Below are 20,951 nucleotides of genomic sequence, written 5' to 3'. Positions count from 1 at the left end.
GTTAGTCGCGGGCGATTTCGAACGTGCCGATGGAGACGCACGATCTGTCGATACCGAGAGCAAAGTCGAGGGAAACATGGCTCAGATCTATGCAAAAGCATACGCAGGGCCAAGAATTTTCGGGCCTTGGGTCACGTTGACCTATCAGATCACCCCATTGCTGGTGACGATCGAGGCGACGCCCCTGGGCGGTACGGCCATCCAATGCCAAGCCCGCTACTACGACGAAGGCGGCAACCTTCGTGAACCATTTTTCCCGGGGATCACTCAGTTCGTCACAGGCAACTACGCCCACAACATTCGAGTGCGGTTCAGGGGGGAACCCCTGGGGACGGCGGTCGATGTGGTCGCAGAACTGTTGCCGGTTTCGTCGAGACGGCAAAAATCTGCTGCCGCGGACGTCATAACCCGGCCGGTTTCCCAATGGACACCGGGCGACGTCCGCACGGTTATGCTGGAACGGATGGGGAGACCTTCGTCCGATCCGTTACATGACCGGCTTGCTGAAATGGAACGCCAATGGTTCCGTCAAACCGACAACTGACGCCACCGTTGCACTTGGGACGTAGGTGTCGGGGGTCGTGAATGGCGGCGATGCCAGATCACGACTACTGTCCCTTTTCAGCAGGACGCCGGACGAAACATAGGGCTCGAATAACGCGTCCGGCCATTCGTAACTCGATGGAACGATATCCGAAAACATGGCGAGCGGTTTCTCGCCGGCCAGCATGAGCCCCAATTCCCGGCCTTCGTGAGGGCCGATTTCCTTCGGCATATCGGGTCTTGGCGCCGTCGTCACGCCGCCGCCCGCTTGCGCAGGATCTCCAGAATCTCCGCCGCCGCCGTCGGGATGTGGGTGCCGGGGCCGAAGATGGCGGCGACGCCCGCCGCTTTCAGCGCCGCGTGGTCCTGGGGCGGCACGATGCCGCCGATGACCACCGCGATCTCGGCGGCATCGGCCTTCTTCAGTTCCGCGATCAGTTGCGGCACCAGAGTCCTGTGGCCGCCGGCCTGGGTCGAGACGCCGACGACGTGGACGTCATTCTCGGCTGCTGCGCGCGCCGCCTCGGCCGGCGTCTCGAACAGCGGGCCGACGTCGACGTCGAAGCCGATGTCGGCGAACGCCGTGGCGATCACCTTGGCGCCGCGGTCATGGCCGTCCTGGCCCAGCTTGACCACCAGCATGCGCGGCCGTCTTCCCTCCTCCTCGGCGAATTCCGCCACCCTCCTCCTGATCTCCCCGAACGCAGCGTCGTCCTCGAAAAGAGCGCCGTAGACCCCCGAGACCGAGCGCACGCGCGCCCGATAGCGGGTGAACACCTTTTCCAGCGCGTCGGAGATCTCCCCCACCGAGGCCCGCGCCCGGGCCGCCGTCACCGAGAGCGCCAGCAGGTTGCCCTCGCCCGAGGCGGCCGCCGCCGTCAGGGCGGCCAGCGCCGCTTGGCAGGCCGCCTCGTCGCGTCCCGCCCGCACTTTTTTCAGGCGGGCGATCTGGGATTCCCGGACGGCAGTGTTGTCGACCTCCAACAGCGCGATCGGCTCGTCCTTCTCGGGGCGGTACCTGTTGACCCCCACCACCACGTCTTGCCCCTTGTCGATGCGCGCCTGGCGCCGTGCCGCCGCCTCCTCGATGCGGCTTTTCGGCATGCCGGCCTCGACCGCTCTGGTCATGCCGCCCAGCGCCTCCACCTCGGCGATCAGCTTCCTCGCCTCGGTGGCCAGCGAGCGGGTCAGGCTCTCGACGTAATAGCTGCCGCCCAGGGGATCGATGACGTGGGGGATGCCGGTCTCCTCGGCGAGAATGATCTGGGTGTTCCTGGCAATCCGGGCCGAGAACGGGGTAGGCAGCGCCATCGCCTCGTCCAAGGCGTTGGTGTGCAGGCTCTGGGTGCCGCCCAGCACGGCGGCCATCGCCTCGATGGTGGTGCGCACGACGTTGTTGTAGGCGTCGTGCTCGGCTAGCGACACGCCCGAGGTCTGGCAATGGGTGCGCAGCATCGAGGAACGCGGGTCGGCGGGCGCAAACGGCGCCATCATCTCGGCCCACAGCAACCGCGCGGCGCGCAGCTTGGCGACCTCCATGAAAAAGTTCATGCCGATGGCGAAGAAGAAGCTGAGCCGGGGGGCGAAGGCGTCCACATGGAGCCCGCGCCCAAGGGCGGCCCGCACGTATTCCAGACCGTCGGCCAGCGTGAAAGCCAGCTCCTGCACCGCCGTGGCGCCGGCTTCCTGCATGTGGTAGCCGGAAATCGAGATGGAGTTGAAGCGGGGCATGTGGCGGGCGGTATAGGCGATGATGTCGGCGACGATGCGCATGCTGGGGGCGGGGGGATAGATGTAGGTGTTCCTGACCATGAACTCCTTGAGGATGTCGTTCTGGATGGTGCCGGTGAGCTTCTCCGCCGGCACCCCCTGTTCCTCGGCGGCGACGATGAAGCCGGCCAGTACCGGCAGCACGGCGCCGTTCATGGTCATCGACACGCTCATCCGATCCAGCGGGATGCCGTCGAACAGAATCTTCATGTCCTCGACGGAATCGATGGCCACGCCAGCCTTGCCGACGTCGCCCTCGACCCGGGGATGATCGGAATCGTAGCCGCGGTGGGTGGCCAGATCGAAGGCCACCGACAGGCCCTTCTGGCCGGCCGCCAGGTTGGCGCGGAAGAAGGCGTTGGTTTCCTCAGGGGTCGAGAAGCCGGCGTACTGGCGCACCGTCCACGGCCGGTTGGCGAACATGGTAGCATAGGGCCCTCGCACAAAAGGGGCGAGGCCGGGCAGGGTGTCGATATCGGCCATGCCTTCGAGATCGGCGGCGGTATAGAGCGGCTTGACCGCGATGCCCTCGGGGGTCATCCAGGCGAGGTCCTCGGGCGCCCGCCCGCCCAACTCGCGGGCCGCCAGCTCGCGCCACGCCGCCAACCTTTCCTTGCTGGAACCCGTCATTGCCGCGCTCCCTAGGGTTGCCTGGGGCCAGTATAGAAGACTGCGGCGGCCTCGCGAATAATCTTTCGCCGGCCCACGAAATCGGGGAATTTCCGAAGCATTTCGGAGGGCCGGGCGGGGTCGGCCCGGGGCACCCCTTGCCACCCTCTGCCAAGTATTGTAGTTCTGTGGGGTGCCGGATTTCCGGCACGGTCCGGCCCACGAAAAGACGTTGAAAAAAGATGACCATCGAGTGGACGAACGAGCAGATTAAAGACCTCATCCGCCTTTGGAACGAAGGGCTCCCGACCAGCGAAATCGGCCGTCTGCTGGGCACGACCAAGAACGCCGTGGTGGGCAAGGCCCACCGCATGGGCCTTTCCAAACGCCAATCGCCCATCCGCAAAAAGCCCGAGATCTCCCGCGTCATCCGCCTGAACGAGCTTCGCGCCGGGATGTGCTGCTGGCCGATCGGCGAGCCGGGCACCGCGGAGTTCCGTTTCTGCGGCAAGACGGCGGTGCCAAGCAAGCCCTATTGCCCCGAGCATTGCGCCAAGGCCTACGTCAGCGGCAAGGACCGCAAGGAAACCGAGGCGGCCTAAGCTTCAACGCCAATTTATCCGTCGCGGCCATGACAGCTTGTTGAGCTCGGAAGGCCGTCGTCACCCGTTCGGCTGGGGACCGGTGGCAAACGCGCCTTCTTCCTCAAGGTCGCGCACGGCGACGGCCAGGCGGTTGGCGGCACGGCCCAGCAGGTCCTCGGGCACCCCGTCCTTGAAGCGGTAGGCCAAGTCCTCGGCGTAGATGCGGCGCGACTTTTCGGTCATGTTGCCGTAGATGCGGGCCAGCAGCCTGGCGTCGCCCTCGCCGAACTTCAGCAGCACCAGCAGGTCGTCGTGCTCGGCCACCCGCAGCAGCCGCTGGATGCCGATGTCGCCGCCGGCCTTGATCAGGTCGGCCACCCGTTCGGCCAGCTTGCGCGCCGTGACGGCGACGGCCGGGCCCGGCACCAGGGCCCGGGTCAACTCCAACAGCAGGGTTTTGGTTTCGGCGGCGTTGAGCGCGACGCAGGTGTCGTCGAAGGCGAGCGTGACACCGCCCTGCGGCGCCTTTTCAACGCTGATCTTCATGGCTTCCCTCACGCCGTTTTGTTTCGTCGGGCGGTTGGGGACAGGCTGGCACAGGCGGGTTGCCGTGACAAGCGGCGCCATGCCGCCGGCTTGACCGCGGCGAAAAAAGCGGCTTATGATGTGGGCATGAATAAGCGACTGACCATCCTGGCGATCGAAATTCGGCGAATTACGGGCCCGGCCCTCGCTTGAGGTCCGGGAACGCGCGCCCATTTCGCCTCCAGGATAGGAAGTCGCTATTATCATGTCCGCATCCGCCCAGACCGGGGCCTTCCCCCAACGCAGTACCGCCTGTTATTCCGTCCACGCGCCGGCCGATCCCTCGGTGATGCCGCGCGTGCTCGAGGTTTTCACCCGCCGCGGCCTGATCCCCGCCGTGTGGTACAGCACGCTCTATGGCGAGGACGCCAGCGAACTGCAGATCGACGTCCAGGTGGCCAACCTCGAACCGGCGATGGCCGAGCGCCTGGCCCAATGCCTGCGCCAACTGGTCTCGGTTTCCTGCGTGCTGACCTCGGAAAAGCGCCGAGCCACCGCGGCGGGCGAGGCGGCCTAGCCCTTGAGCTTTTCCGAGCGCATCGCCGAATGCCAGGTGTTCGACCCCGCGCGCTATGTGCCGCTCGGGGTCGACGGCACCGAGATGGGGCTGATCGAGCGCGGCTTTGCCGACACGCTCAAGCGCTTCCCCCAGGTCTTCACGGTCGGCGGCGGCGCCGTCCATCTGCATGAGGGCCTGAGCGGCTTCGCCGCCCGCACCGCGGCCGTCGACGGCGCCCTGCGCGAACTCAAGGCCGAAGGGATGTTCCCGGCCTGGCGGGGCGAGGCGTTCCCTGTCGGTACCGGCTTTTCCTCGCCGGCGGCCTTCACCATCGAGCGGGCCGCCGTGCCCCGTTTCGGCGTGCGCGGCTACGGCGTGCACCTCAACGGCTATGTCAGGGACGGCGGCCAGTTTTTGATGTGGGTGGCGAGAAGGGCCATGGACCGGGCCATGGCGCCCGGCAAGTTGGACCAGATCGTGGCCGGCGGCCAGCCGGCCGGCTTGTCATTGAGGAAGAACCTGATCAAGGAATGTGGCGAGGAAGCCGCCATCCCGCCGGGCTTGGCGGCCGGTGCGGTGGGGGTAGGGGCGATTGCCTATTGCACCGAGCGGGCCGAGGGCCTGCGCCGCGACGTCGAGTTCATCTACGACCTCGAACTGCCGCCCGATTTCACGCCGGTCAACGCCGACGGCGAGGTGGCGGCCTTCGAACTGTGGCCGATCGAGAAGGTGGCGGAGCGGGTGCGCGATACCGACGACTTCAAGTTCAACTGCGCGCTGGTGGTCATCGACTTCCTGATCCGCCACGGCTTGATCGAGCCCGACCACCCCGAATACGAAACCCTCATCCGCGGCCTGCGCGGGGGGGTGAGTCAAAAAGACGTGGATGCCCGGGTCAAGTCCGGGCATGGCGCTTAAAAGGTGCCGTCATGGCCGGGCTTGACCCGGCCATCCACGACTTCCTTCCCTTCCCCCTCACCCCGCCGCCGACCCTTAATCGTCATTCCCGCGAAGGCGGGAATCCAGGGCCACCGCTCCGTCGCTCGTTCTGGACCCCCGCCTGCGCGGGGGTGACGGGAAGGTTCGCCGCCGTCCGGCAGCGGGCGATCATCTCCCTGACATCCTCCGGCGTCCGCCCCGCCTCGCGCAGCGCGCGCAGGGTGAGGGACTTGTCGCGCTTGGCAAAGCGCTTGCCGGTTTCGTCCAACAGCAGCGGGTGATGGTGGTAATGGGGCGTCGGGAGCCCCAATAGCGCCTGCAAGAGGCGGTGCACGTGGGTGGCGGCGAAGAGGTCGACGCCGCGCGTCACCAGGGTGATCCCCTGCAAGGCGTCGTCGACCGTCACCGCCAGGTGGTAGCTGGCCGGCGTCTCCTTGCGGGCCAGCACGACGTCGCCGAACATCGCCGGCTCGGCGATGACGCGCCCGCGCCCCTCGTCCTCCCATTCCAGCGGCCCGGTCTGGGCGACGGCCGCCCCGACGTCGAGCCGCCAGGCGTGAGGCTCGCCGGCCGCGATGCGCCGCGCCCGCTCGCCCACCGGGAGGTGCCGGCAGGTGCCGGGATAGACCGGCCCGTCGGGGCCGTGCGGGGCGCCTGCCGCGCCGGCGATTTCGCGCGCGATGCCGGCGCGCGTGCAGAAGCAGGGATAGAGAAGCCCGCGGGCCTTAAGTGCCGCCAGGGCCTCGCCGTAATCGGCCATGTGCGCGGATTGCCGGCGCACCGGTGTTTCCCACGAAAGCCCCAGCCAGGCCAGGTCCTCGAGGATGGCGGCCTCGAACTCGCGGCGGCAGCGGGTGGCGTCGATGTCCTCGATGCGCAGGATGAACCGCCCGCCGCCTTCGCGGGCGGCGCCGAAGGCCAGCAGCGCCGAGGCGGCGTGCCCAAGGTGCAGATGCCCGGTCGGGCTCGGCGCGAAGCGGGTGACGGGGCAGGCGGACGAGGATGGGGCGGGCGCGGTCATCGTCAGCGGCGCTTGAGCCCCTTGGCCTGCCTTTTACGCGCGATGAAGGCGCGCATGACGGGCAGGAAAAACGCGCGGCTGAATTGGCCCAACGGAGGCTCCGGCTCCAGATAGAAGGAACGTCCGATGACATCCTCGTTGTAGTCGTCGAGGATGATCCACAGGCGCACGCCCGTTTCCAAACCGCCGCGACGTTTCTCGATGTCGGGAATCTCGACCGCGAAGCGCCCGGCGTCCGGTTCCTTGGTGGTGATGGGGAAAAGGACCAGCCCGTCGCCGTCCGGACGAGGAAGCCGGACCCCGACGGCGACAGGCCGCGCCTTGCGCCCTTCGGTCTCGCCCCGCGCCGCCTCGTGCGACCACACATAGGCGTAGCGAATGACGCACGCCGTCTGGATTTCCTCGAAGCCCATCAGCCGTCCGCCCGGTCGTCCTTGGCAAAGGTCTCAACGGCGTGCTCGATCTCAAGCAGCAGGTCTTCGGGCATGGTGCCGAGGGTGCCGGCCTTGCGCGGGTCCGCCTTCGCTTTGAGACGCTGATAGTCCTCGATGTTCAGGATGACGAGGCGCGGCTTGTTGCGCTGGGTGATGGTAACCGGCGAGCGCAGGGCATCGGCGATGATGTTGCCGGACTTGCGGGAGAGATCGCTCGTCGAGTACGTGCGCTTGCCCATGGCTATCGGCCCCCTATATACAGCATTGCTGTAATATACAGCAAACGACACGGCCCTTCAAGGGGGCTCCATCAGGACGCTCCCGGCCGCAGGGCTTTTCCGTGCTCCCCGCAGGCCAGCGGCAGGGTGATGGCGTTCTGGGGGTAGATGGAATAGTCCGTCCGCGGCTCGAAGCACCGGGGTTGCCCGCCCAGCCAGAACAGGTTGGGGTCGAAGGAGGCCGAGACATTGTGGCAGTCGAGGCCCGGCCCGTTCTTGCAGATCCCGAAGTGGAGATGGGCATATTTCGGCTTGCCGTAACTGTTTGATTCGCCCGACAGCCCCAGGAACTGCCCGCGTTTCACCATCTGCCCGGTGGCGACCGCGACCGTGCTCATATGGGCATAGAGCGACTTGAAGTGGGGGCCGTGCATGACGACGATTTCAAGGCCGTCGGCCCCCAGGTCGCCGATGTGAACGACCTTGCCGTTGGAAACGGCGACGACCGGCGCGCCGGTGGGGATGTCGTAGTCGATGCCCGGATGGACCCTTTCGCCGTAAGGGGCGGGGCCGCCCCAGGGCTTGCCCACGATAAAGGGGCCCTGCGACTGGGGCGTGACGCAGGAAGGCAGGAACACGGACAGCAGGATGACGACCACCGCTTTTTTCAAGGCGCTTTCCTCCCGTTGGGTTCACCCCTCTGCGGGGGCGATTGCCGGCTTGCGACAACAAGCCGGAAGCGACGATAGCGCAAAGTGGGGCCGCCGTCATGGCGGCCCCGGCCGGCTGTCCCCGCCGCGCCGGTAGAGCGCCCGCATCACCGGGGTCACCGTCATCCCGTGGACGACGATGGAAAGCACGATCACCAGGGCCGCCGCGCCCCACAGCGCCGGGGCCTCCACCGCGAAGCCGGCGTGACCCAGGCCATAGGCCAGGTAATAGACGGAGCCCAGCCCGCGCACCCCGAAGAAGGCGACGACGGCGCGCTCGTGGGCCGGCCGGGGGCATCCCAGCAGGCTGATCCAGGCGGTGGCCGGGCGCACCACGAAAATCGCCGCCAGCGCGAACAGCCACACCCGCCAGTCCAGCGCGGTGAGCAGCCCGCCCGCCGACACGGCGCCGCCCAGCAGCACCAGCAGCGCCATCATCAGCAGGCGCTCCAGTTGTTCGATGAAGTCGTGCAGCGTGGCGTGATAGCGGTGGCGGCGCTCCACCGCCCGGAAGGCGACGGCGGCGACGAAGACGGCGATGAAGCCATAGCCGTGGATGGCCTCGGTGAGCCCATAGGCGACGGCGGTGATGCCGAGCGCGACGAAGCCGTCCCCGGTGCTGGAAAGCCGGGCCCGGTCGGGCAGCCTGAAGGTCAGCCAGCCGAGCCCGCGCCCGATCAGCACGCCGACCACCAGCCCGGAGGCCAGCTTCCACGCAACGTCGACCAGGAGCCAGTCGGCCAGCCACGGCTCGCCGGTGTCGGCGGCGATGGCCAACGCCAGGGCCAGGTTGACGAAGGGAAAGGCCAGCCCGTCGTTGAGCCCGGCTTCCGAGGTCAGCGCATAGCGCACCTTGTCCTCCTCGCCTTCGTGCGGCGGACCGACCTGCACGTCGCTGGCCAGCACCGGGTCGGTCGGCGCCAGGGCGGCCGCCAGCAGCAGCGCCGCGGCAAGGTCGACTCCCAGGGTTGCGTGGGCGAGGAGCGCCAGGGCCAGGATGGTGAGCGGCATGGCGAGCGCCAGCAGCCGCCAGGTCAGCGCCGCCGATTTCCATCCCAGCGCGCGGTCGAGCTTGAGCCCGGCCCCCATCAGGGCGACGATGACGACCATCTCGGTGGCCCGTTCGGTGATCTCCAGGTGGTCGGCCGGGCGCGGCGGAGTGTCGGGCACGCCGGGCACGCCGGGCAGCGCGAACACGGCGGCGCCGATGGCGAGGCAGGCGATGGGCAGCGACAGCGGCAGTTCGCGCAGCACCATCGGCAGCCAGGCGGTCAGCAGCACAACCAGGCCGAAGCCGGTGAGGACGGCGATGTAGGGGTCCATGGAGGGCGACTCCCGGGCAGGCAAGCCCGGCCCGGCCGGCCGGCAAACGGCCGCCGGACCACCCGGCCGCCGGGGGATTAAGTGCGGGAGGGGGCAGGGTGTTCCCGGGGGAGGGCTGGAAGAAGGAGAAGGCTAGCTTGTGGAGCAGGTGCTGCCGCGCGTGCGCGACTGTCTGGGGCTGGTCGGCCGGGTTGGGTGTGGTTCCGTCCGTCGTTGTTCTTGCAATGTTCTCGAATTCCGGGTAATGTGACTATCGTACTCTGAGTGGTGCGCCACCGCGTCGTGAGACGCCGTATCCCGGCCCTATCGTGGGCCAATGATGGAAAGGAACTCTCCCTATGTCCAAATTTCGCGTATCAGAGTCACCCGACGAGCGGCCCTCGGACGGTAAGAAATTCATCTTCCGTGCCTGGATCACCCGGAACGGAAAGCGCATATACGCCAAGGATTTTGGCAAGAAGGCGTTCAAGATTTGTGTTCGTCACTGACGCCACGCTTGTAGTGTGGAGGCTGCCGACCACCGGCAGCCTCCCTCCCACCGACAGGGCATGTAATTCCTCGGCCGGGCTCGCGCCGAGGAGCGCTCCAACCCGAGTCAAGCTGAGTGATATCAATCAGGGCGACTATGGTTAATCCTCTGAAAACACGGCCGGCGATGCGATCATAAAGGACAGAAATGCCACGAATCCTACGGATACTTCAAATAATGTTGCAGTTAAATTTTTGGAATATTGTAGAAATCCATAATAGCTATATGAGGAAACATTAGGAATAGACTTAATATTCAAGAATGTTAATTCAGCATTCCATGTAAATGTACCAATACATGTCACCAATAGTATAAAGCATATAGCAGAAAGCGCGAGAACAGCAAATTCTTGTTTTCTTATGATTTCAAAGCGGGCAAGCCGCATGTAGCGGAAATGATATACCCACCCTTGGATCATGCCGTGGCAGCCTTTGGCAGCCCCATAGATGCCAATGATCCAGATGCTCGCCACGCCCAGACGAATGAATAGCGCCCTCTCGCCCCGCCCGGCGGCCCACAGACGCTCGAAGCAATGATCGAGATACGGAAATGTCGCGAAGAACTGGTCGATTGCGGGACTTAGGAACGATTGGAGGAACGGGTAAGCGGCGGAGTGGCTTTCGGCGAGAATCTCGTAGCCCGGGACAATCACGATCATCATCAGTAAGGCCTCGCACCCGGCGAAGAACGTGTACACGGCTCCGACGAGATTGACATGCGCGGGCCTTGGAGGTTGCGGCTTCTCCTCCTTCAATACCCATCGACGGTGGAGCCGCTCCATCTCCGAGGCCATGAATCGACGGGCCTGACTAACGTAATAGACCGTCACCCATAGCACGCCGGAACTGGTGATGATCCCGATGACGCTGCCTATGACGAGTCCGGCCGTTCCGCCGACCGCGAAGCCGAATAGCCCTCCCCAGAACATGTGGAAGGCATATTGGGGAATGGCCATCATCAGATCGATGATGAGCCACAGCGTCCGTGTTCCGCGCCCCGGAGAAAAGTTCCTTGGCTGAATCCCCCTGCCGCCATCCGCATCATCCCCATGCGATGGTGCCACTCTCTCCCCCTATATTTGGCCGGCGGCGTTCCCCCTATCCGCCAAGCGAGACCACCTGAATCCCTTTGCCGTCGGGTGCAGGCAAGAGCGTTTTTGCGGTGATTCCCGTAAACATGGTTCTCTGCAACTCTTTTGAGCAGTTAATTAAATGCACGGGAAACCGCATTGGAGCAAGCTATGAAGCTGATCGAAATCCACGAATACTCCTTCAATCGAGTCGAAATTACGTGGCACGGATTGGCGAAGCTTCTTAAGACCTCTCGCGGTGAAGGTTGGCACATCGTCAACAAGGGAGAACTAAGGCCTCTGCATCGCGCGGGGGGCCTGCGCCTCTCCCCGGTTCACGCCACGCGCAGTTCCCGGGCCAGCGAGGCGGCTCCCTGGACGCGTTCCTCGGTCACCTGGAGGCGGGCCAGTTCCAGGTCGTAGTGGGCCTGGAGGTTGATCCAGAATTCCGGCGTCGTCCCGAAGGCGCGGGCCAGCAGGATCGCCGTCTCGCCGCTGATGGCGCGCCTGCCGTTGAGGATGCCGGTGATGCGGTTCGGCGCCACGCCGATGGCCACCGCCAGGCGGTTGGCGTTGAGGCCATGGGGGATGAGAAACTCCTCCTTGAGAATCTCGCCCGGATGGATCGGGGGCGTTGCGGTTTTCTTCTTTGCCATGGCCTGGTCCTCGGGGGTCGCCGGCGATCATACCACCGTTCCGTTCCGCTTTCAGGGGGTGATGACGCGTCTTTCCCGCGCGGCGCGCGCCCCCCGGCGGCGTCGCCCTCTCCGGCCTCGCCCCCCATATCCAGAAGGCGCCGCCCGCCGCCCCTCGGTGACGGGCTGGCGCAATGGCGGCGCCGGGGATACCCTCGGCGGTGCCGATGACCGCGGGGCCCTCCGGGCTCCCGTCAGCGGCGTTGCGTGAAAGGCATCATGGTCATGAAGGACCCTTACGAGACCCTCGGCGTCGCCCGCTCGGCGACCGACAAGGAGATCAAGGAGGCGTTCAAGACGCTGGCCCGCAAGTTCCATCCGGACCTGCATCCGGCCGACAAGGAGGCCGAGTCGCGGTTCAAGGAAATCTCGGGCGCCCACGACCTGCTCAAGGACAAGGAAAAGCGCCGCCGCTTCGATGCCGGCGAGATCGACGCCAGCGGCGCCCAGCGGCCGCAGGAGCGGTTCTATCGCGAATTCGCCGACGGCCCCGCCTATGCCTCGCACGCGGCGCGCGACGGTTTTTCCAGCAACGAGGACCTGGAGGAATTCCTGGCCCAGGCGTTCGGCGGCGGCGGGCGGCGGCCGCGGGGCGCCTTCCGGGCCCCCGGCCAGGACGTGAGCGCCGTGCTGCCGGTCGCCTTCCTGGATGCCGCCAACGGCGCCACGCGCACGATCACGCTCATGGAAGGCAAGACCCTGCAGGTGAAGATCCCCGAGGGCGCCCAGGATCGGCAGATGCTGCGGCTGAAGGGGCAGGGGATGCCGGGCTTCGGCGGCGGGCCGGCGGGCGATGCCTATGTCGAGCTGCATGTCGAGCCGCATCCGTTCTTTCGCCGCAAGGACGACAACATCCATGTCGAGCTTCCGGTGACCGTGAAGGAGGCGGTGCTGGGCGCCCAGGTCCAGGTGCCGACGCTCAAGGGTCCGGTGGCGATGACCATCCCCAAGGGGTCGAACACCGGCACCACGCTGCGCCTGCGCGGCAAGGGCATCCGCAACCGCAAGACAGGGGAGAGCGGGCATCTGCTGATCACGCTCAAGGTCGTTCTGCCCGCCGCCGAGGAGCCCGAGCTGGCGGCGTTTCTGGAGGCCTGGCAGCCGAAGAACGCCGAGGACCCGCGCAAGGAGATGCTGTCATGATGCCCATCGAAGAGCTGTGCGCGGCGATCGCCGGGCTTGAACGTGGCGACCTCGATGCCTGGATCGACGAGGAGCTGGTGGCGCCGGCCGAGGAGGCCGGGACGCTCTATTTCTCCGACATGGAATGCGCGCGCGTCCGGCTGATCTGCACGCTGCACTACGAGCTGGAGGTCGACACCACCCTGCTGCCGGTCGTGCTGTCGCTGGTCGATCAGCTTTACGACACCCGCCAAAAGCTGCTTTCGCTGACCGCGGCGGTAAAAGCGCAGGACAAGGCGGTTCAGGCGGCGATCCTTGCGGCGATGGGCCGGGACGACGGATCGCCCGCGGCCGCCGATTCGTAAGCACGGGCGGCTATATCGTCATTCCGGGGTTGCGCGGGGCGGCCGCCCCGTACCATGTCCAAGGTGCCTCTTTCACAAACACCGGAAGGGAGGAAAGGGCAATGACGATCTCCATGGACGGCTCTGTCGCGGCGGCTGATCGCCTCGAACGGATGCGGGCGAACGGCTATTTCCGCCAGCCCCGCAGCGTCTCCGAAGTCTGGTGCCAACTTAAGGACGACGGCACGCCGATGGACCTGGTCCCTCTCGGCCAGGCGTTGGGCGGCCTATGGCGCCGCCATGAACTGCTGCACGCCGTGCAGGACGACGGCCAGCTGCGATTTTTCGACGTCGCCGAGGCCGCGTCATGGCCAAGCGTCGATCCCGCCGCCGGTCCGGCCTGAACGACCGCGGCGCCGCCCCCCCCTCCATTCCAGGCGTGACAACGCCCCGCCCCATCGGCTAGGACTCGCCGGCATCTTTGGTGAAACGGCAGGGCGGGCAGGCAGGCGATGGCGGATCTCATTTCCCTTTCGGGACCCAGTGTTCCCCCGGCGGCTGGCGGCGCGCCCCAGCAACTCGTCATCTTCCTGCACGGGGTGGGCGCCGACGGCAACGACCTCATCGGGCTTGCCCCCTATTTCCAGAAGGCGCTGCCCCATGCCCGGTTCATCTCCCCCAACGCGCCCTATGCCTTCGACATGGCACCCTATGGCTATCAGTGGTTCAGTTTGCAGGACTTCACCGAGGAGGCGCGCCTGTTGGGGGCCGAGCGGGCGGCGCCCGTGCTCAACGCCTTCATCGACGCCGAACTGGCGCGTGACGGGCTGGCGGACGAAAACCTGGCGCTGATCGGCTTTTCCCAGGGGGCCATGATGTCGCTGCACGTCGGGCTGCGCCGGGCACGTGCGATGGCTGGCATCGTCAGCTATTCGGGCCTGCTGGTGGGCCTCGACAAACTCAAGGCCGAGATGCGCTCGACCCCGCCCGTTCTGCTCACCCACGGTACCGACGACCCTGTGCTGCCCTTCGCCTTCCTGGCCGAGGCCGAGGCCGGGCTCAAGTCCCTCGGCCTGACGGTGGAGGCGCACCCGCGCCCCGGCCTGCCGCACGGCATCGACGGGGAATGCATCGAACTGGGCCAGGACTTCCTGACGCGGGCGTTCGCGGCCGCCGGGGTTTAAACCACAGAGACACAGAGGACGGGTTTGTTGCGCGGGCTTTGCCCGCGCATTTAGAAATCTCTGTGTCTCTGTACCTCTGTGGTGACCCCTCTCCCGTCACCAAACCGTCAAATTTGCGCCATTTGGCAACGGCAACAACATGTTGTATTCTTCGGCCGGTCACGTAGGAGATTTTTGGTGTCTCTCGCGCTCGACAGCTTTCCAGCCCTGGTTCTCAACACCGACTTTCGGCCGTTGAGCTACTTCCCGCTGTCGCTGTGGTCGTGGCAGAACGCCGTCAAGGCGGTGTTCATGGGGCGCGTCACCGTGGTTTCCGAATACGACTGTTCCATCCATTCGCCAAGCTGGGAAATGCGCCTGCCCAGCGTCATTTCGCTCAAGGACTACGTGCCGCTGGCCCGTCGCCCGGCGTTCACCCGGTTCAACGTGTTCCTGCGCGACAAGTTCTCGTGCCAGTACTGCGGCCAGCGCTTCCCGACCGAGAGCCTGACCTTCGATCACGTCATCCCGCGCTCGCGCGGCGGACGCACGCGGTGGGACAACGTGGTCACGGCCTGCGAGCCGTGCAACCTGAAGAAGGGCAACCGGCTGCCGAGGTCCACCGGCGTCTACCCGCTGCGCAAGCCGGCCGAACCGGCTGCCTACGAGTTGCAGCAGAACGGCCGCGCCTTCCCGCCCAACTTCCTGCACGAAAGCTGGCGGGACTTCCTCTACTGGGATACCGAACTCGAATCGGCGTGAGGGCGGGTCCTTCGACAGGCCATCTCCGCCGGCTGCCCAGGATGAGGACCCTGGTGGAACCTCACCCTGAGGAGAGCCGACAGGTTCGTCTCGAAGGGTCAGTGCGTGAAGATGCGCTTGACCCCGCGTTTGGCGTACGGCGACACTTGGCGGCGGGCGAAGAAATCCTGCAATTCGCGGCGATGCGTGGCAACTTGGCCGCGCAGGTCGTCGCGAGGATCGGAAATGGCTGGTTTTTCTTGGTGTTGGGCTTGATTGGGCCGATCGGTCGTCTGCGCGTCGTCGGTAGACATGGCGGTCATCCTCTCCCGATGGCTGCCCCCATTCGTTTGCCCCAGAGGCCATGATACGCGCATGAGCCTGGAAAGACAATTATTAGCAGGCCAAAACGGGCCGGGTTTGACATCCGGCCCGCCATGAGTATACTCCGCCCCCTTCATTCCCAAGAACGTGGGCTTATTGCCCCGCCCGCAAGGGACTATTGGGACATAAAACAACAGAAAAAATGGGTTTTGATACATGACCAAACGCTTGCAGTCGAAGTACAAGATCAACCGCCGATTCGGCGTCAATCTGTGGGGCCGCCCCAAAAGCTCGCTCAACAAGCGCGAATACCGTCCCGGCCAGCACGGCCAGCGGCGCGGGCGCAAGCCTTCGGATTTCGGGCTCCAGTTGGCGGCCAAGCAGAAGCTCAAGGGCTACTACGGCAACATCAGCGAACGCCAGTTCCGCCGCTATTACCAGGAAGCGGCGCGGCGCCGCGGTGACACCTCCGAACATCTGGTCGGCATCCTGGAGCGCCGGCTCGACGCCGTGGTCTACCGCATGAAGTTCGTGCCCACCGTTTTCGCCGCCCGCCAGTTCGTCAGCCACGGCCACGTCAAGGTCAATGGCAAGCGGGTCAACATTCCGTCCTACCTGGTCAAGGAAGGCGACGTCATCGAGGTCAAGGAGAAGTCGCGCGCCATGGCGATGGTGCTGGAAGCCGCCGAGTCGGGCGAGCGCGACGTGCCCGACTACGTCGAGGTCGACTTCAACAAGATGACCGGCAAGTTCACCCGCGTTCCCAAGCTGGCCGACATTCCCTACCCGATCCAGATGGAACCGAACATGGTGATCGAGTACTACTCGCGCTGACCGACGGTTAAAGAGAATTCGGCAAAGGCCGCACCCGCAAGGGCGCGGCCTTTCGCTTTGGGGGGAAGCGGCCCCTCTCCGCCCTTCAGGGGGGAGAGGGAGGGGCCCGCGCCCGAGGCGCGGGAGGGTGAGGTGGGTTGCCGCCGTCGCCTGGGATTCCCCCACCTCACCCCAACCCTCTCCCCCCCAAAGGGGCGGAGAGGGAGGAAGATGGGGGCACAACCCCGCGCTCAGTCGGCGAGCGCGATTTCCTTGGTTTTCAGGAATTCCGCCAGTTCGCCCGATTCGTACATCTCGCGCACGATGTCGGCGCCGCCGACGAATTCGCCCTTCACGTAGAGCTGCGGCAGGGTCGGCCAGTTGCTGAAGGACTTGATGGCTTCGCGGATCGGCGGGTCGGTGAGCACATCGATGCCCTTGAACTTGACGCCCAGCAGCGAAAGCGCCTGCACCACGGCGGCCGAGAAGCCGCACTGCGGGAACATCGGGGTGCCCTTCATGAAGACCACCACCGGGTTCTCGTCGATTTCCTGCTGAATGCGCTTGAAGACCGCGTTGTCGTTCATCTTTCCCGTCTTTCCTCCGCTGCGTTCAGGCGTCGGCCGGCACGTTGGTCTGCAAGGCGAGTGCGTGCAGCGTACCGCCCATGCGGCCCTTCAAGGCGTCGTAGACCATCTGGTGCTGCTGGACCCGGCTGCGGCCCTTGAACGCCCCCGAAACGACGTGGGCGGCATAGTGGTCGCCGTCGCCGGCCAGATCCTCGATAGTCACCTTGGCGTCGGGAATCGCTTCCCTGATCAAGCGTTCGATCTCGCCGGAATCCATTGCCATGACACCCTCCATCCGCCAAGGCGGCGTCAGGGGGCCGACATGTACTCCGGCAGCCAGCCCTGATGCGCGCTTTTCAGTTCCGCTAGGGATATGGCGTGCCCGCCGTTCACCGTCAATGTGTCGCCCCCGGTGCGCCCGATGACGGCGGCCGGCACCTTTGCCTTGGCGGCGTCGGCGAGGATGGCGGCGGCGTCCTTGACGGCCAGGAGATAGCGGCCCTGGTCTTCGCCGAACAGCCAGGCGTGCGGAGGGACGGAGCCTTGCGGCGCCTCGAGGACGGCGCCGACGCCTCCGGCCATCGCCATCTCGGCGACGCCGACCAAAAGCCCACCGCCCGAGAGGTCGTGGCAGGCGGCAACCCGTTTGGCATCGATGAGGCCGCGCACGAAGTCGCCGTTGCGCCGCTCGGAAGCGAGGTCGACCGGCGGCGGCGCCCCTTCCTCGCGCCCGGCGATCTCGCGCAGGTAGAGCGACTGGCCGAGGTGGCCCTTGGTCTCGCCGATGACGAGGAGCGTCTGGCCGGCGCCGAGCGCCAGGCCGACCGCCTTGGTGACGTCCTTGATCAGGCCGACGCCGCCGATGGCGGGGGTCGGGCGGATGCCTTCGCCGCTGGTCTCGTTGTAAAGCGAGACGTTGCCGGAAACGACCGGGAAGTCCAAGGCCGTGCAGGCCTCGCTCATGCCTTTGATGCAGGCCACGAGCTGGCCCATGATCTTGGGCTTTTCGGGGTTGCCGAAGTTGAGGCAGTCGGTGATAGCGAGCGGAGTCGCCCCCACCGCGGTGATGTTACGCCAAGCCTCGGCCACCGCCTGCTTGCCGCCCTCCTTGGGGTCGGCCAGGCAATAGCGGGGCGTGCAGTCGGTGGTGATGGCCAGCGCCTTCTTCGTGCCATGCACGCGCACGACGGCGGCGTCGCCTCCCGGGCGCCCAACGGTGTCGCCCATCACCATGTGGTCGTACTGCTCCCAGATCCAGCGCTTCTCGCAGAGGTCGGGCGAGCCGATCAGGCGCTTCAAGGCAGCCAGCGGATCGTTGGGGGCCGGCACGTCGTCGACGGACAGCGCCTTGGGGGCCGGCGTCGGCACCCACGGGCGATCGTACTCGGGGGACGCCTCGGCCAGGGGATCGATGGGAAGATCCCCCACCACCTTGCCGTCCATGGTCAGCGTCAGGCGGCCGGTGTCGGTCAGGTGCCCGACGACGGCGAATTCCAGCTCCCACTTCTCGAAGATGGCCCGGGCCTCGTCCTCGCGGCCGGGCTTCAGGACCATGACCATGCGCTCCTGGCTTTCCGAGAGCATGAGTTCATAGGCGGTCATGTCGGCGGCGCGCTTGGGTACCAGGTCGAGGTTGAGTTCCACGCCCATGCCGCCCTTCGAGGCCATCTCGAAGGTCGAGCAGGTCAACCCGGCGGCGCCCATGTCCTGGATGGCGACGATGGCATCGGTGGCCATCAGTTCCAGGCAGGCTTCGAGCACCCGCTTCTCGGTGAAGGGGTCGCCGACCTGGACCGTCGGGCGCTTTTCCTCGGAATCCTCGTCGAATTCGGCGGACGCCATGGTGGCGCCGTGAATGCCGTCCCGCCCGGTGCGCGAGCCCACGTAGACCAGCGGGTTGCCGAGGCCGGCGGCGGCCGAATAGAAGATCTTGTCGGTATCGGCGACGCCGACGGTCATGGCGTTGACCAGGATGTTGCCGTTGTAGCAGGGGTGGAACTCGCACTCGCCGCCCACCGTCGGGATGCCCATGCAGTTGCCGTAGCCGCCGATGCCGGCGACCACGCCCGACACCAGGTGCCGCGTCTTGGCATGGCCGGGGTCGCCGAAGCGCAGCGCGTTGAGGTTGGCCACGGGGCGCGCGCCCATGGTGAAGACGTCGCGCAAAATGCCCCCGACCCCGGTGGCGGCGCCCTGGTAGGGTTCGATGAAGCTGGGGTGGTTGTGGCTTTCCATCTTGAAGATGCAGGCCTGGCCGTCGCCGATGTCGATGACGCCGGCGTTCTCGCCCGGCCCGCAGATGACCCACGGCGCCTTGGTAGGCAGCGTCTTGAGCCACTTCTTCGAGGATTTGTACGAGCAGTGCTCGGACCACATGACCGAGAAGATGCCGAGCTCGGTCAGGTTCGGCTCGCGGCCCATGATGTCGAGGACCTTCTGGTACTCCTCGGGCGTCAGGCCGTGCCGTTTGACGATTTCGGGGGTGATCGCGCTCATGCCGCCAGGGCCTCCACCAGTCCGTCGAACATCGGCCGGCCATCGATGCCGCCCAGCAGCATGTCGGCCAGCCGCTCGGGGTGCGGCATCATGCCAAGCACGTTGCGCTTCGCGTTGAGAATGCCGGCGATGTTGTTGAGAGAGCCATTGGGGTTGGCCGCCTCGGTGATGTTCCCCTGGGGATCGCAATAGCGGAACGCCACGCGGCCCTCGCCCTCCAGCGCCTTGAGGGTCTCGGCGTCAGCGAAGTAGTTGCCATCGTTGTGCGCGATCGGGAAGCGCACTACCTGGCTTTTCCTGTAGCGCCGGGTGAACACCGTGTCGGTAGCTTCCACCCTAAGATCGACGTCCCGGCAAATGAAGCGAAGATCGCGGTTCTTCATCAGCACGCCCGGCAGCAGTTGCGCCTCGGTCAAGACCTGAAAGCCGTTGCAGATGCCCAGGACGGCGACGCCCCTGTCGGCCTCGGCCTTGACGGCCCGCATGATCGGCGAATGGGCCGCCATGGCGCCCGAGCGCAGGTAGTCCCCGTAGGAGAAGCCGCCGGGCACGACGATGAGGTCGAGGCGGGGAAGGGAGGTCTCCTTGTGCCAGATCATGGCGCAAGGCTGGCCGGTGCTCTGCTCGATGGCGACCTGGATGTCGCGATCGCAGTTGGAACCGGGAAACACGATGACTGCGGCTTTCATGGGTGATGCTCTCGTCAATCGTCGCGATGAAGCCTGGCGATAACCACACCGCTCCCGGGCGCTGGATGGGACGCCGGGATGCGCGCGGGGCGGGTCATCACTCGGTGATTTCGATGGCGTAGGTTTCGATGACGGTGTTGGCCAGGAGCTGCTTGCACATGGCCTCGGCGCTCTGGCGCGCCTTGTCGGGGTTCTTCTCGTCGAGGTCGAGCTCGATGTACTTGCCTTGCCGGACCTCGTTGACGCCCTTGAACCCGAGGGCGGCCAGCGCGTGGCTGACGGCCTTGCCCTGGGGGTCCAAGACCCCTTCCTTGAACATGACGTGGACTTTTGCCTTCACGTTTCCCTCGCCCCTTATTGCATCACTTCCGGACCCTTCATGTCGCGCGGGCCTCCTTCCGGCAGGATGCCCAGGCGCCGGGCCACTTCCTGGTAGCCGTCCTCGACGTTGCCGAGGTCGCGGCGGAAGCGGTCCTTGTCCATCTTCTCGTTGGTCTTGATGTCCCACAGCCGGCAGCTGTCGGGGCTGATCTCGTCGGCCAGCACGATGCGCATCTGCTCGCCTTCCCACAACCGTCCGTATTCCAGGCGCAGGTCGACGAGACGAATGCCGATGCCGAGGAACAGGCCGGTCAGGAAGTCGTTGATCCGCAGGCTCATGGAAACGATGTCGTCCATGTCCTGGGAGGTCGCCCATTCGAAGGCGGTGATATGCTCCTCGCTGACGTGCGGATCGCCCAGTTCGTCGGACTTGTAGCAGTACTCGATGATAGAGCGCGGCAGGGCGGTGCCCTCGGGGATGCCGAAGCGTTCCGAGAACGAGCCGGCGGCGAGGTTACGCACGATCACCTGCACCGGGATCATCTCGACCTCGCGGACCAGTTGCTCGCGCATGTTGAGCCGGCGCACGAAATGGGTGGGGATGCCGATCTCGTTGATGCGCAGCATCAGGTATTCGGAGATGCGGTTGTTCAGCACGCCCTTGCCGGTGATCACACCCTTCTTCGGGGAATCCGAACTGGACGCGTCGTCCTTGAAGTGCTGGACAAGCGTGCCCGCCTCGGGGCCCTCGAAAAGGATCTTGGCCCGGCCCTCGTAGATCTGCCTGCGTCTAGCCATGGGAGGTACTCGAATTCGTTGGTGCCGCGGGGACGCGGACAAG

The 20,951-nt window shown here is 65.8% G+C and carries 26 protein-coding genes; 10 read left to right on the top strand and 16 right to left on the bottom strand.

Going from position 1 to position 20,951, the window contains the following annotated elements; all coding sequences use genetic code 11:
- The first annotated feature begins 76 nt into the window (after nt 1-76).
- Complete coding sequence (locus ODR01_RS14315; RefSeq protein ID WP_316978355.1) at nt 77-544, top strand: hypothetical protein; 468 nt, start codon at nt 77-79, stop codon at nt 542-544.
- A gap of 251 nt (nt 545-795) precedes the next feature.
- Here ODR01_RS14315 and scpA read toward each other — a convergent pair whose 3' ends face one another.
- A complete protein-coding gene (scpA, locus tag ODR01_RS14310; RefSeq protein ID WP_316978354.1) occupies nt 796-2,943 on the bottom strand; it encodes a methylmalonyl-CoA mutase in 2,148 nt (715 codons plus the stop codon).
- Between the two features lie 221 nt (nt 2,944-3,164).
- Here scpA and ODR01_RS14305 point away from each other — a divergent pair, with 221 nt between their 5' ends.
- A complete protein-coding gene (locus tag ODR01_RS14305) occupies nt 3,165-3,524 on the top strand; it encodes a GcrA family cell cycle regulator (RefSeq protein WP_316978353.1) in 360 nt (119 codons plus the stop codon).
- Between the two features lie 60 nt (nt 3,525-3,584).
- Here ODR01_RS14305 and ODR01_RS14300 read toward each other — a convergent pair whose 3' ends face one another.
- Nucleotides 3,585-4,052 carry a FliG C-terminal domain-containing protein gene (locus ODR01_RS14300; protein WP_316978352.1) on the bottom strand — a complete coding sequence of 156 codons (468 nt, stop codon included), beginning with the start codon at nt 4,050-4,052 and terminating at the stop codon, nt 3,585-3,587.
- A gap of 244 nt (nt 4,053-4,296) precedes the next feature.
- Here ODR01_RS14300 and ODR01_RS14295 point away from each other — a divergent pair, with 244 nt between their 5' ends.
- Together ODR01_RS14295 and ODR01_RS14290 are read left to right on the top strand one after the other, a co-directional pair.
- Nucleotides 4,297-4,608 (top strand): hypothetical protein, encoded by a 312-nt coding sequence (locus ODR01_RS14295; protein ID WP_316978351.1) that lies wholly within the window; start codon nt 4,297-4,299, stop codon nt 4,606-4,608.
- Nucleotides 4,609-4,611: 3 nt separating this feature from the next.
- A complete protein-coding gene (locus tag ODR01_RS14290; RefSeq protein WP_316978350.1) occupies nt 4,612-5,508 on the top strand; it encodes a DUF4743 domain-containing protein in 897 nt (298 codons plus the stop codon).
- A gap of 82 nt (nt 5,509-5,590) precedes the next feature.
- Here the strand turns inward: ODR01_RS14290 and gluQRS are convergent, their stop codons facing one another.
- From gluQRS to ODR01_RS14255, 7 genes are all read right to left on the bottom strand, one after another.
- Nucleotides 5,591-6,550 carry a tRNA glutamyl-Q(34) synthetase GluQRS gene (gene gluQRS, locus ODR01_RS14285; protein WP_316978349.1) on the bottom strand — a complete coding sequence of 320 codons (960 nt, stop codon included), beginning with the start codon at nt 6,548-6,550 and terminating at the stop codon, nt 5,591-5,593.
- Between the two features lie 2 nt (nt 6,551-6,552).
- Entirely contained in the window at nt 6,553-6,963 is a 411-nt protein-coding gene (locus ODR01_RS14280) for a hypothetical protein (protein ID WP_316978348.1), read from the bottom strand.
- Nucleotides 6,963-7,223 carry a type II toxin-antitoxin system prevent-host-death family antitoxin gene (locus ODR01_RS14275; RefSeq protein WP_316978347.1) on the bottom strand — a complete coding sequence of 87 codons (261 nt, stop codon included), beginning with the start codon at nt 7,221-7,223 and terminating at the stop codon, nt 6,963-6,965. Before ODR01_RS14275 ends, ODR01_RS14280 begins: the two co-directional genes overlap by 1 nt.
- 71 nt (nt 7,224-7,294) lie before the next feature.
- Nucleotides 7,295-7,873 (bottom strand): M23 family metallopeptidase, encoded by a 579-nt coding sequence (locus ODR01_RS14270; protein ID WP_316978346.1) that lies wholly within the window; start codon nt 7,871-7,873, stop codon nt 7,295-7,297.
- Nucleotides 7,874-7,969: 96 nt separating this feature from the next.
- Nucleotides 7,970-9,235 (bottom strand): cation:proton antiporter, encoded by a 1,266-nt coding sequence (locus ODR01_RS14265; protein WP_316978345.1) that lies wholly within the window; start codon nt 9,233-9,235, stop codon nt 7,970-7,972.
- Nucleotides 9,236-9,864: 629 nt separating this feature from the next.
- Nucleotides 9,865-10,827 carry a hypothetical protein gene (locus ODR01_RS14260; RefSeq protein WP_316978344.1) on the bottom strand — a complete coding sequence of 321 codons (963 nt, stop codon included), beginning with the start codon at nt 10,825-10,827 and terminating at the stop codon, nt 9,865-9,867.
- Nucleotides 10,828-11,168: 341 nt separating this feature from the next.
- Nucleotides 11,169-11,489 (bottom strand): HigA family addiction module antitoxin, encoded by a 321-nt coding sequence (locus tag ODR01_RS14255; protein ID WP_316978343.1) that lies wholly within the window; start codon nt 11,487-11,489, stop codon nt 11,169-11,171.
- A 258-nt stretch (nt 11,490-11,747) separates the two neighbouring features.
- Here ODR01_RS14255 and ODR01_RS14250 point away from each other — a divergent pair, with 258 nt between their 5' ends.
- From ODR01_RS14250 to ODR01_RS14230, 5 genes are all read left to right on the top strand, one after another.
- The gene (locus ODR01_RS14250; RefSeq protein WP_316978342.1) at nt 11,748-12,671 is read left to right on the top strand and encodes a DnaJ C-terminal domain-containing protein; all 924 of its coding nucleotides are present in this window, start codon (nt 11,748-11,750) and stop codon (nt 12,669-12,671) included.
- Nucleotides 12,668-13,015, top strand: coding sequence for a MerR family transcriptional regulator (locus ODR01_RS14245; protein WP_316978341.1), 348 nt, complete (start codon nt 12,668-12,670; stop codon nt 13,013-13,015). The genes ODR01_RS14250 and ODR01_RS14245 overlap by 4 nt, the downstream gene beginning before the upstream one ends.
- Nucleotides 13,016-13,116: 101 nt before the next feature.
- Entirely contained in the window at nt 13,117-13,398 is a 282-nt protein-coding gene (locus ODR01_RS14240) for a hypothetical protein (RefSeq protein ID WP_316978340.1), read from the top strand.
- Nucleotides 13,399-13,506: 108 nt separating this feature from the next.
- Entirely contained in the window at nt 13,507-14,178 is a 672-nt protein-coding gene (locus ODR01_RS14235) for an alpha/beta hydrolase (RefSeq protein WP_316978339.1), read from the top strand.
- A gap of 177 nt (nt 14,179-14,355) precedes the next feature.
- Nucleotides 14,356-14,919 carry an HNH endonuclease gene (locus tag ODR01_RS14230; protein ID WP_394356835.1) on the top strand — a complete coding sequence of 188 codons (564 nt, stop codon included), beginning with the start codon at nt 14,356-14,358 and terminating at the stop codon, nt 14,917-14,919.
- A gap of 98 nt (nt 14,920-15,017) precedes the next feature.
- Here the strand turns inward: ODR01_RS14230 and ODR01_RS14225 are convergent, their stop codons facing one another.
- On the bottom strand, nt 15,018-15,212 hold the full coding sequence (locus ODR01_RS14225) for a hypothetical protein (protein ID WP_316978337.1): 195 nt from the start codon (nt 15,210-15,212) through the stop codon (nt 15,018-15,020).
- A gap of 226 nt (nt 15,213-15,438) precedes the next feature.
- Here ODR01_RS14225 and rpsD point away from each other — a divergent pair, with 226 nt between their 5' ends.
- Nucleotides 15,439-16,056: a 30S ribosomal protein S4 gene (gene rpsD / locus ODR01_RS14220; protein WP_316978336.1), complete on the top strand. Its 618-nt coding sequence runs from the start codon at nt 15,439-15,441 to the stop codon at nt 16,054-16,056.
- 230 nt (nt 16,057-16,286) lie between these two features.
- Here rpsD and grxD read toward each other — a convergent pair whose 3' ends face one another.
- The 6 genes from grxD to ODR01_RS14190 all read right to left on the bottom strand — a co-directional run bounded on the left by grxD (nt 16,287) and on the right by ODR01_RS14190 (nt 20,908).
- Nucleotides 16,287-16,622, bottom strand: coding sequence for a Grx4 family monothiol glutaredoxin (gene grxD / locus ODR01_RS14215; RefSeq protein WP_316978335.1), 336 nt, complete (start codon nt 16,620-16,622; stop codon nt 16,287-16,289).
- A 25-nt stretch (nt 16,623-16,647) separates the two neighbouring features.
- Nucleotides 16,648-16,887 (bottom strand): BolA family protein, encoded by a 240-nt coding sequence (locus ODR01_RS14210; RefSeq protein ID WP_316978334.1) that lies wholly within the window; start codon nt 16,885-16,887, stop codon nt 16,648-16,650.
- Between the two features lie 26 nt (nt 16,888-16,913).
- On the bottom strand, nt 16,914-19,100 hold the full coding sequence (purL, locus tag ODR01_RS14205; protein WP_316978333.1) for a phosphoribosylformylglycinamidine synthase subunit PurL: 2,187 nt from the start codon (nt 19,098-19,100) through the stop codon (nt 16,914-16,916).
- Nucleotides 19,097-19,789: a phosphoribosylformylglycinamidine synthase subunit PurQ gene (purQ, locus tag ODR01_RS14200; RefSeq protein ID WP_316978332.1), complete on the bottom strand. Its 693-nt coding sequence runs from the start codon at nt 19,787-19,789 to the stop codon at nt 19,097-19,099. Before purQ ends, purL begins: the two co-directional genes overlap by 4 nt.
- Before the next feature lie 97 nt (nt 19,790-19,886).
- The gene (gene purS, locus ODR01_RS14195; RefSeq protein WP_316978331.1) at nt 19,887-20,129 is read right to left on the bottom strand and encodes a phosphoribosylformylglycinamidine synthase subunit PurS; all 243 of its coding nucleotides are present in this window, start codon (nt 20,127-20,129) and stop codon (nt 19,887-19,889) included.
- Nucleotides 20,130-20,143: 14 nt separating this feature from the next.
- Nucleotides 20,144-20,908: a phosphoribosylaminoimidazolesuccinocarboxamide synthase gene (locus tag ODR01_RS14190; protein ID WP_316978330.1), complete on the bottom strand. Its 765-nt coding sequence runs from the start codon at nt 20,906-20,908 to the stop codon at nt 20,144-20,146.
- Between the last annotated feature and the right edge of the window lie 43 nt (nt 20,909-20,951).

The organism is Shumkonia mesophila, assembly GCF_026163695.1.
GTDB lineage: Bacteria > Pseudomonadota > Alphaproteobacteria > Rhodospirillales > Shumkoniaceae > Shumkonia > Shumkonia mesophila.
Note: the sequence above shows the minus strand (reverse complement) of the source record. Positions and strands in the feature narration are given on the sequence as shown.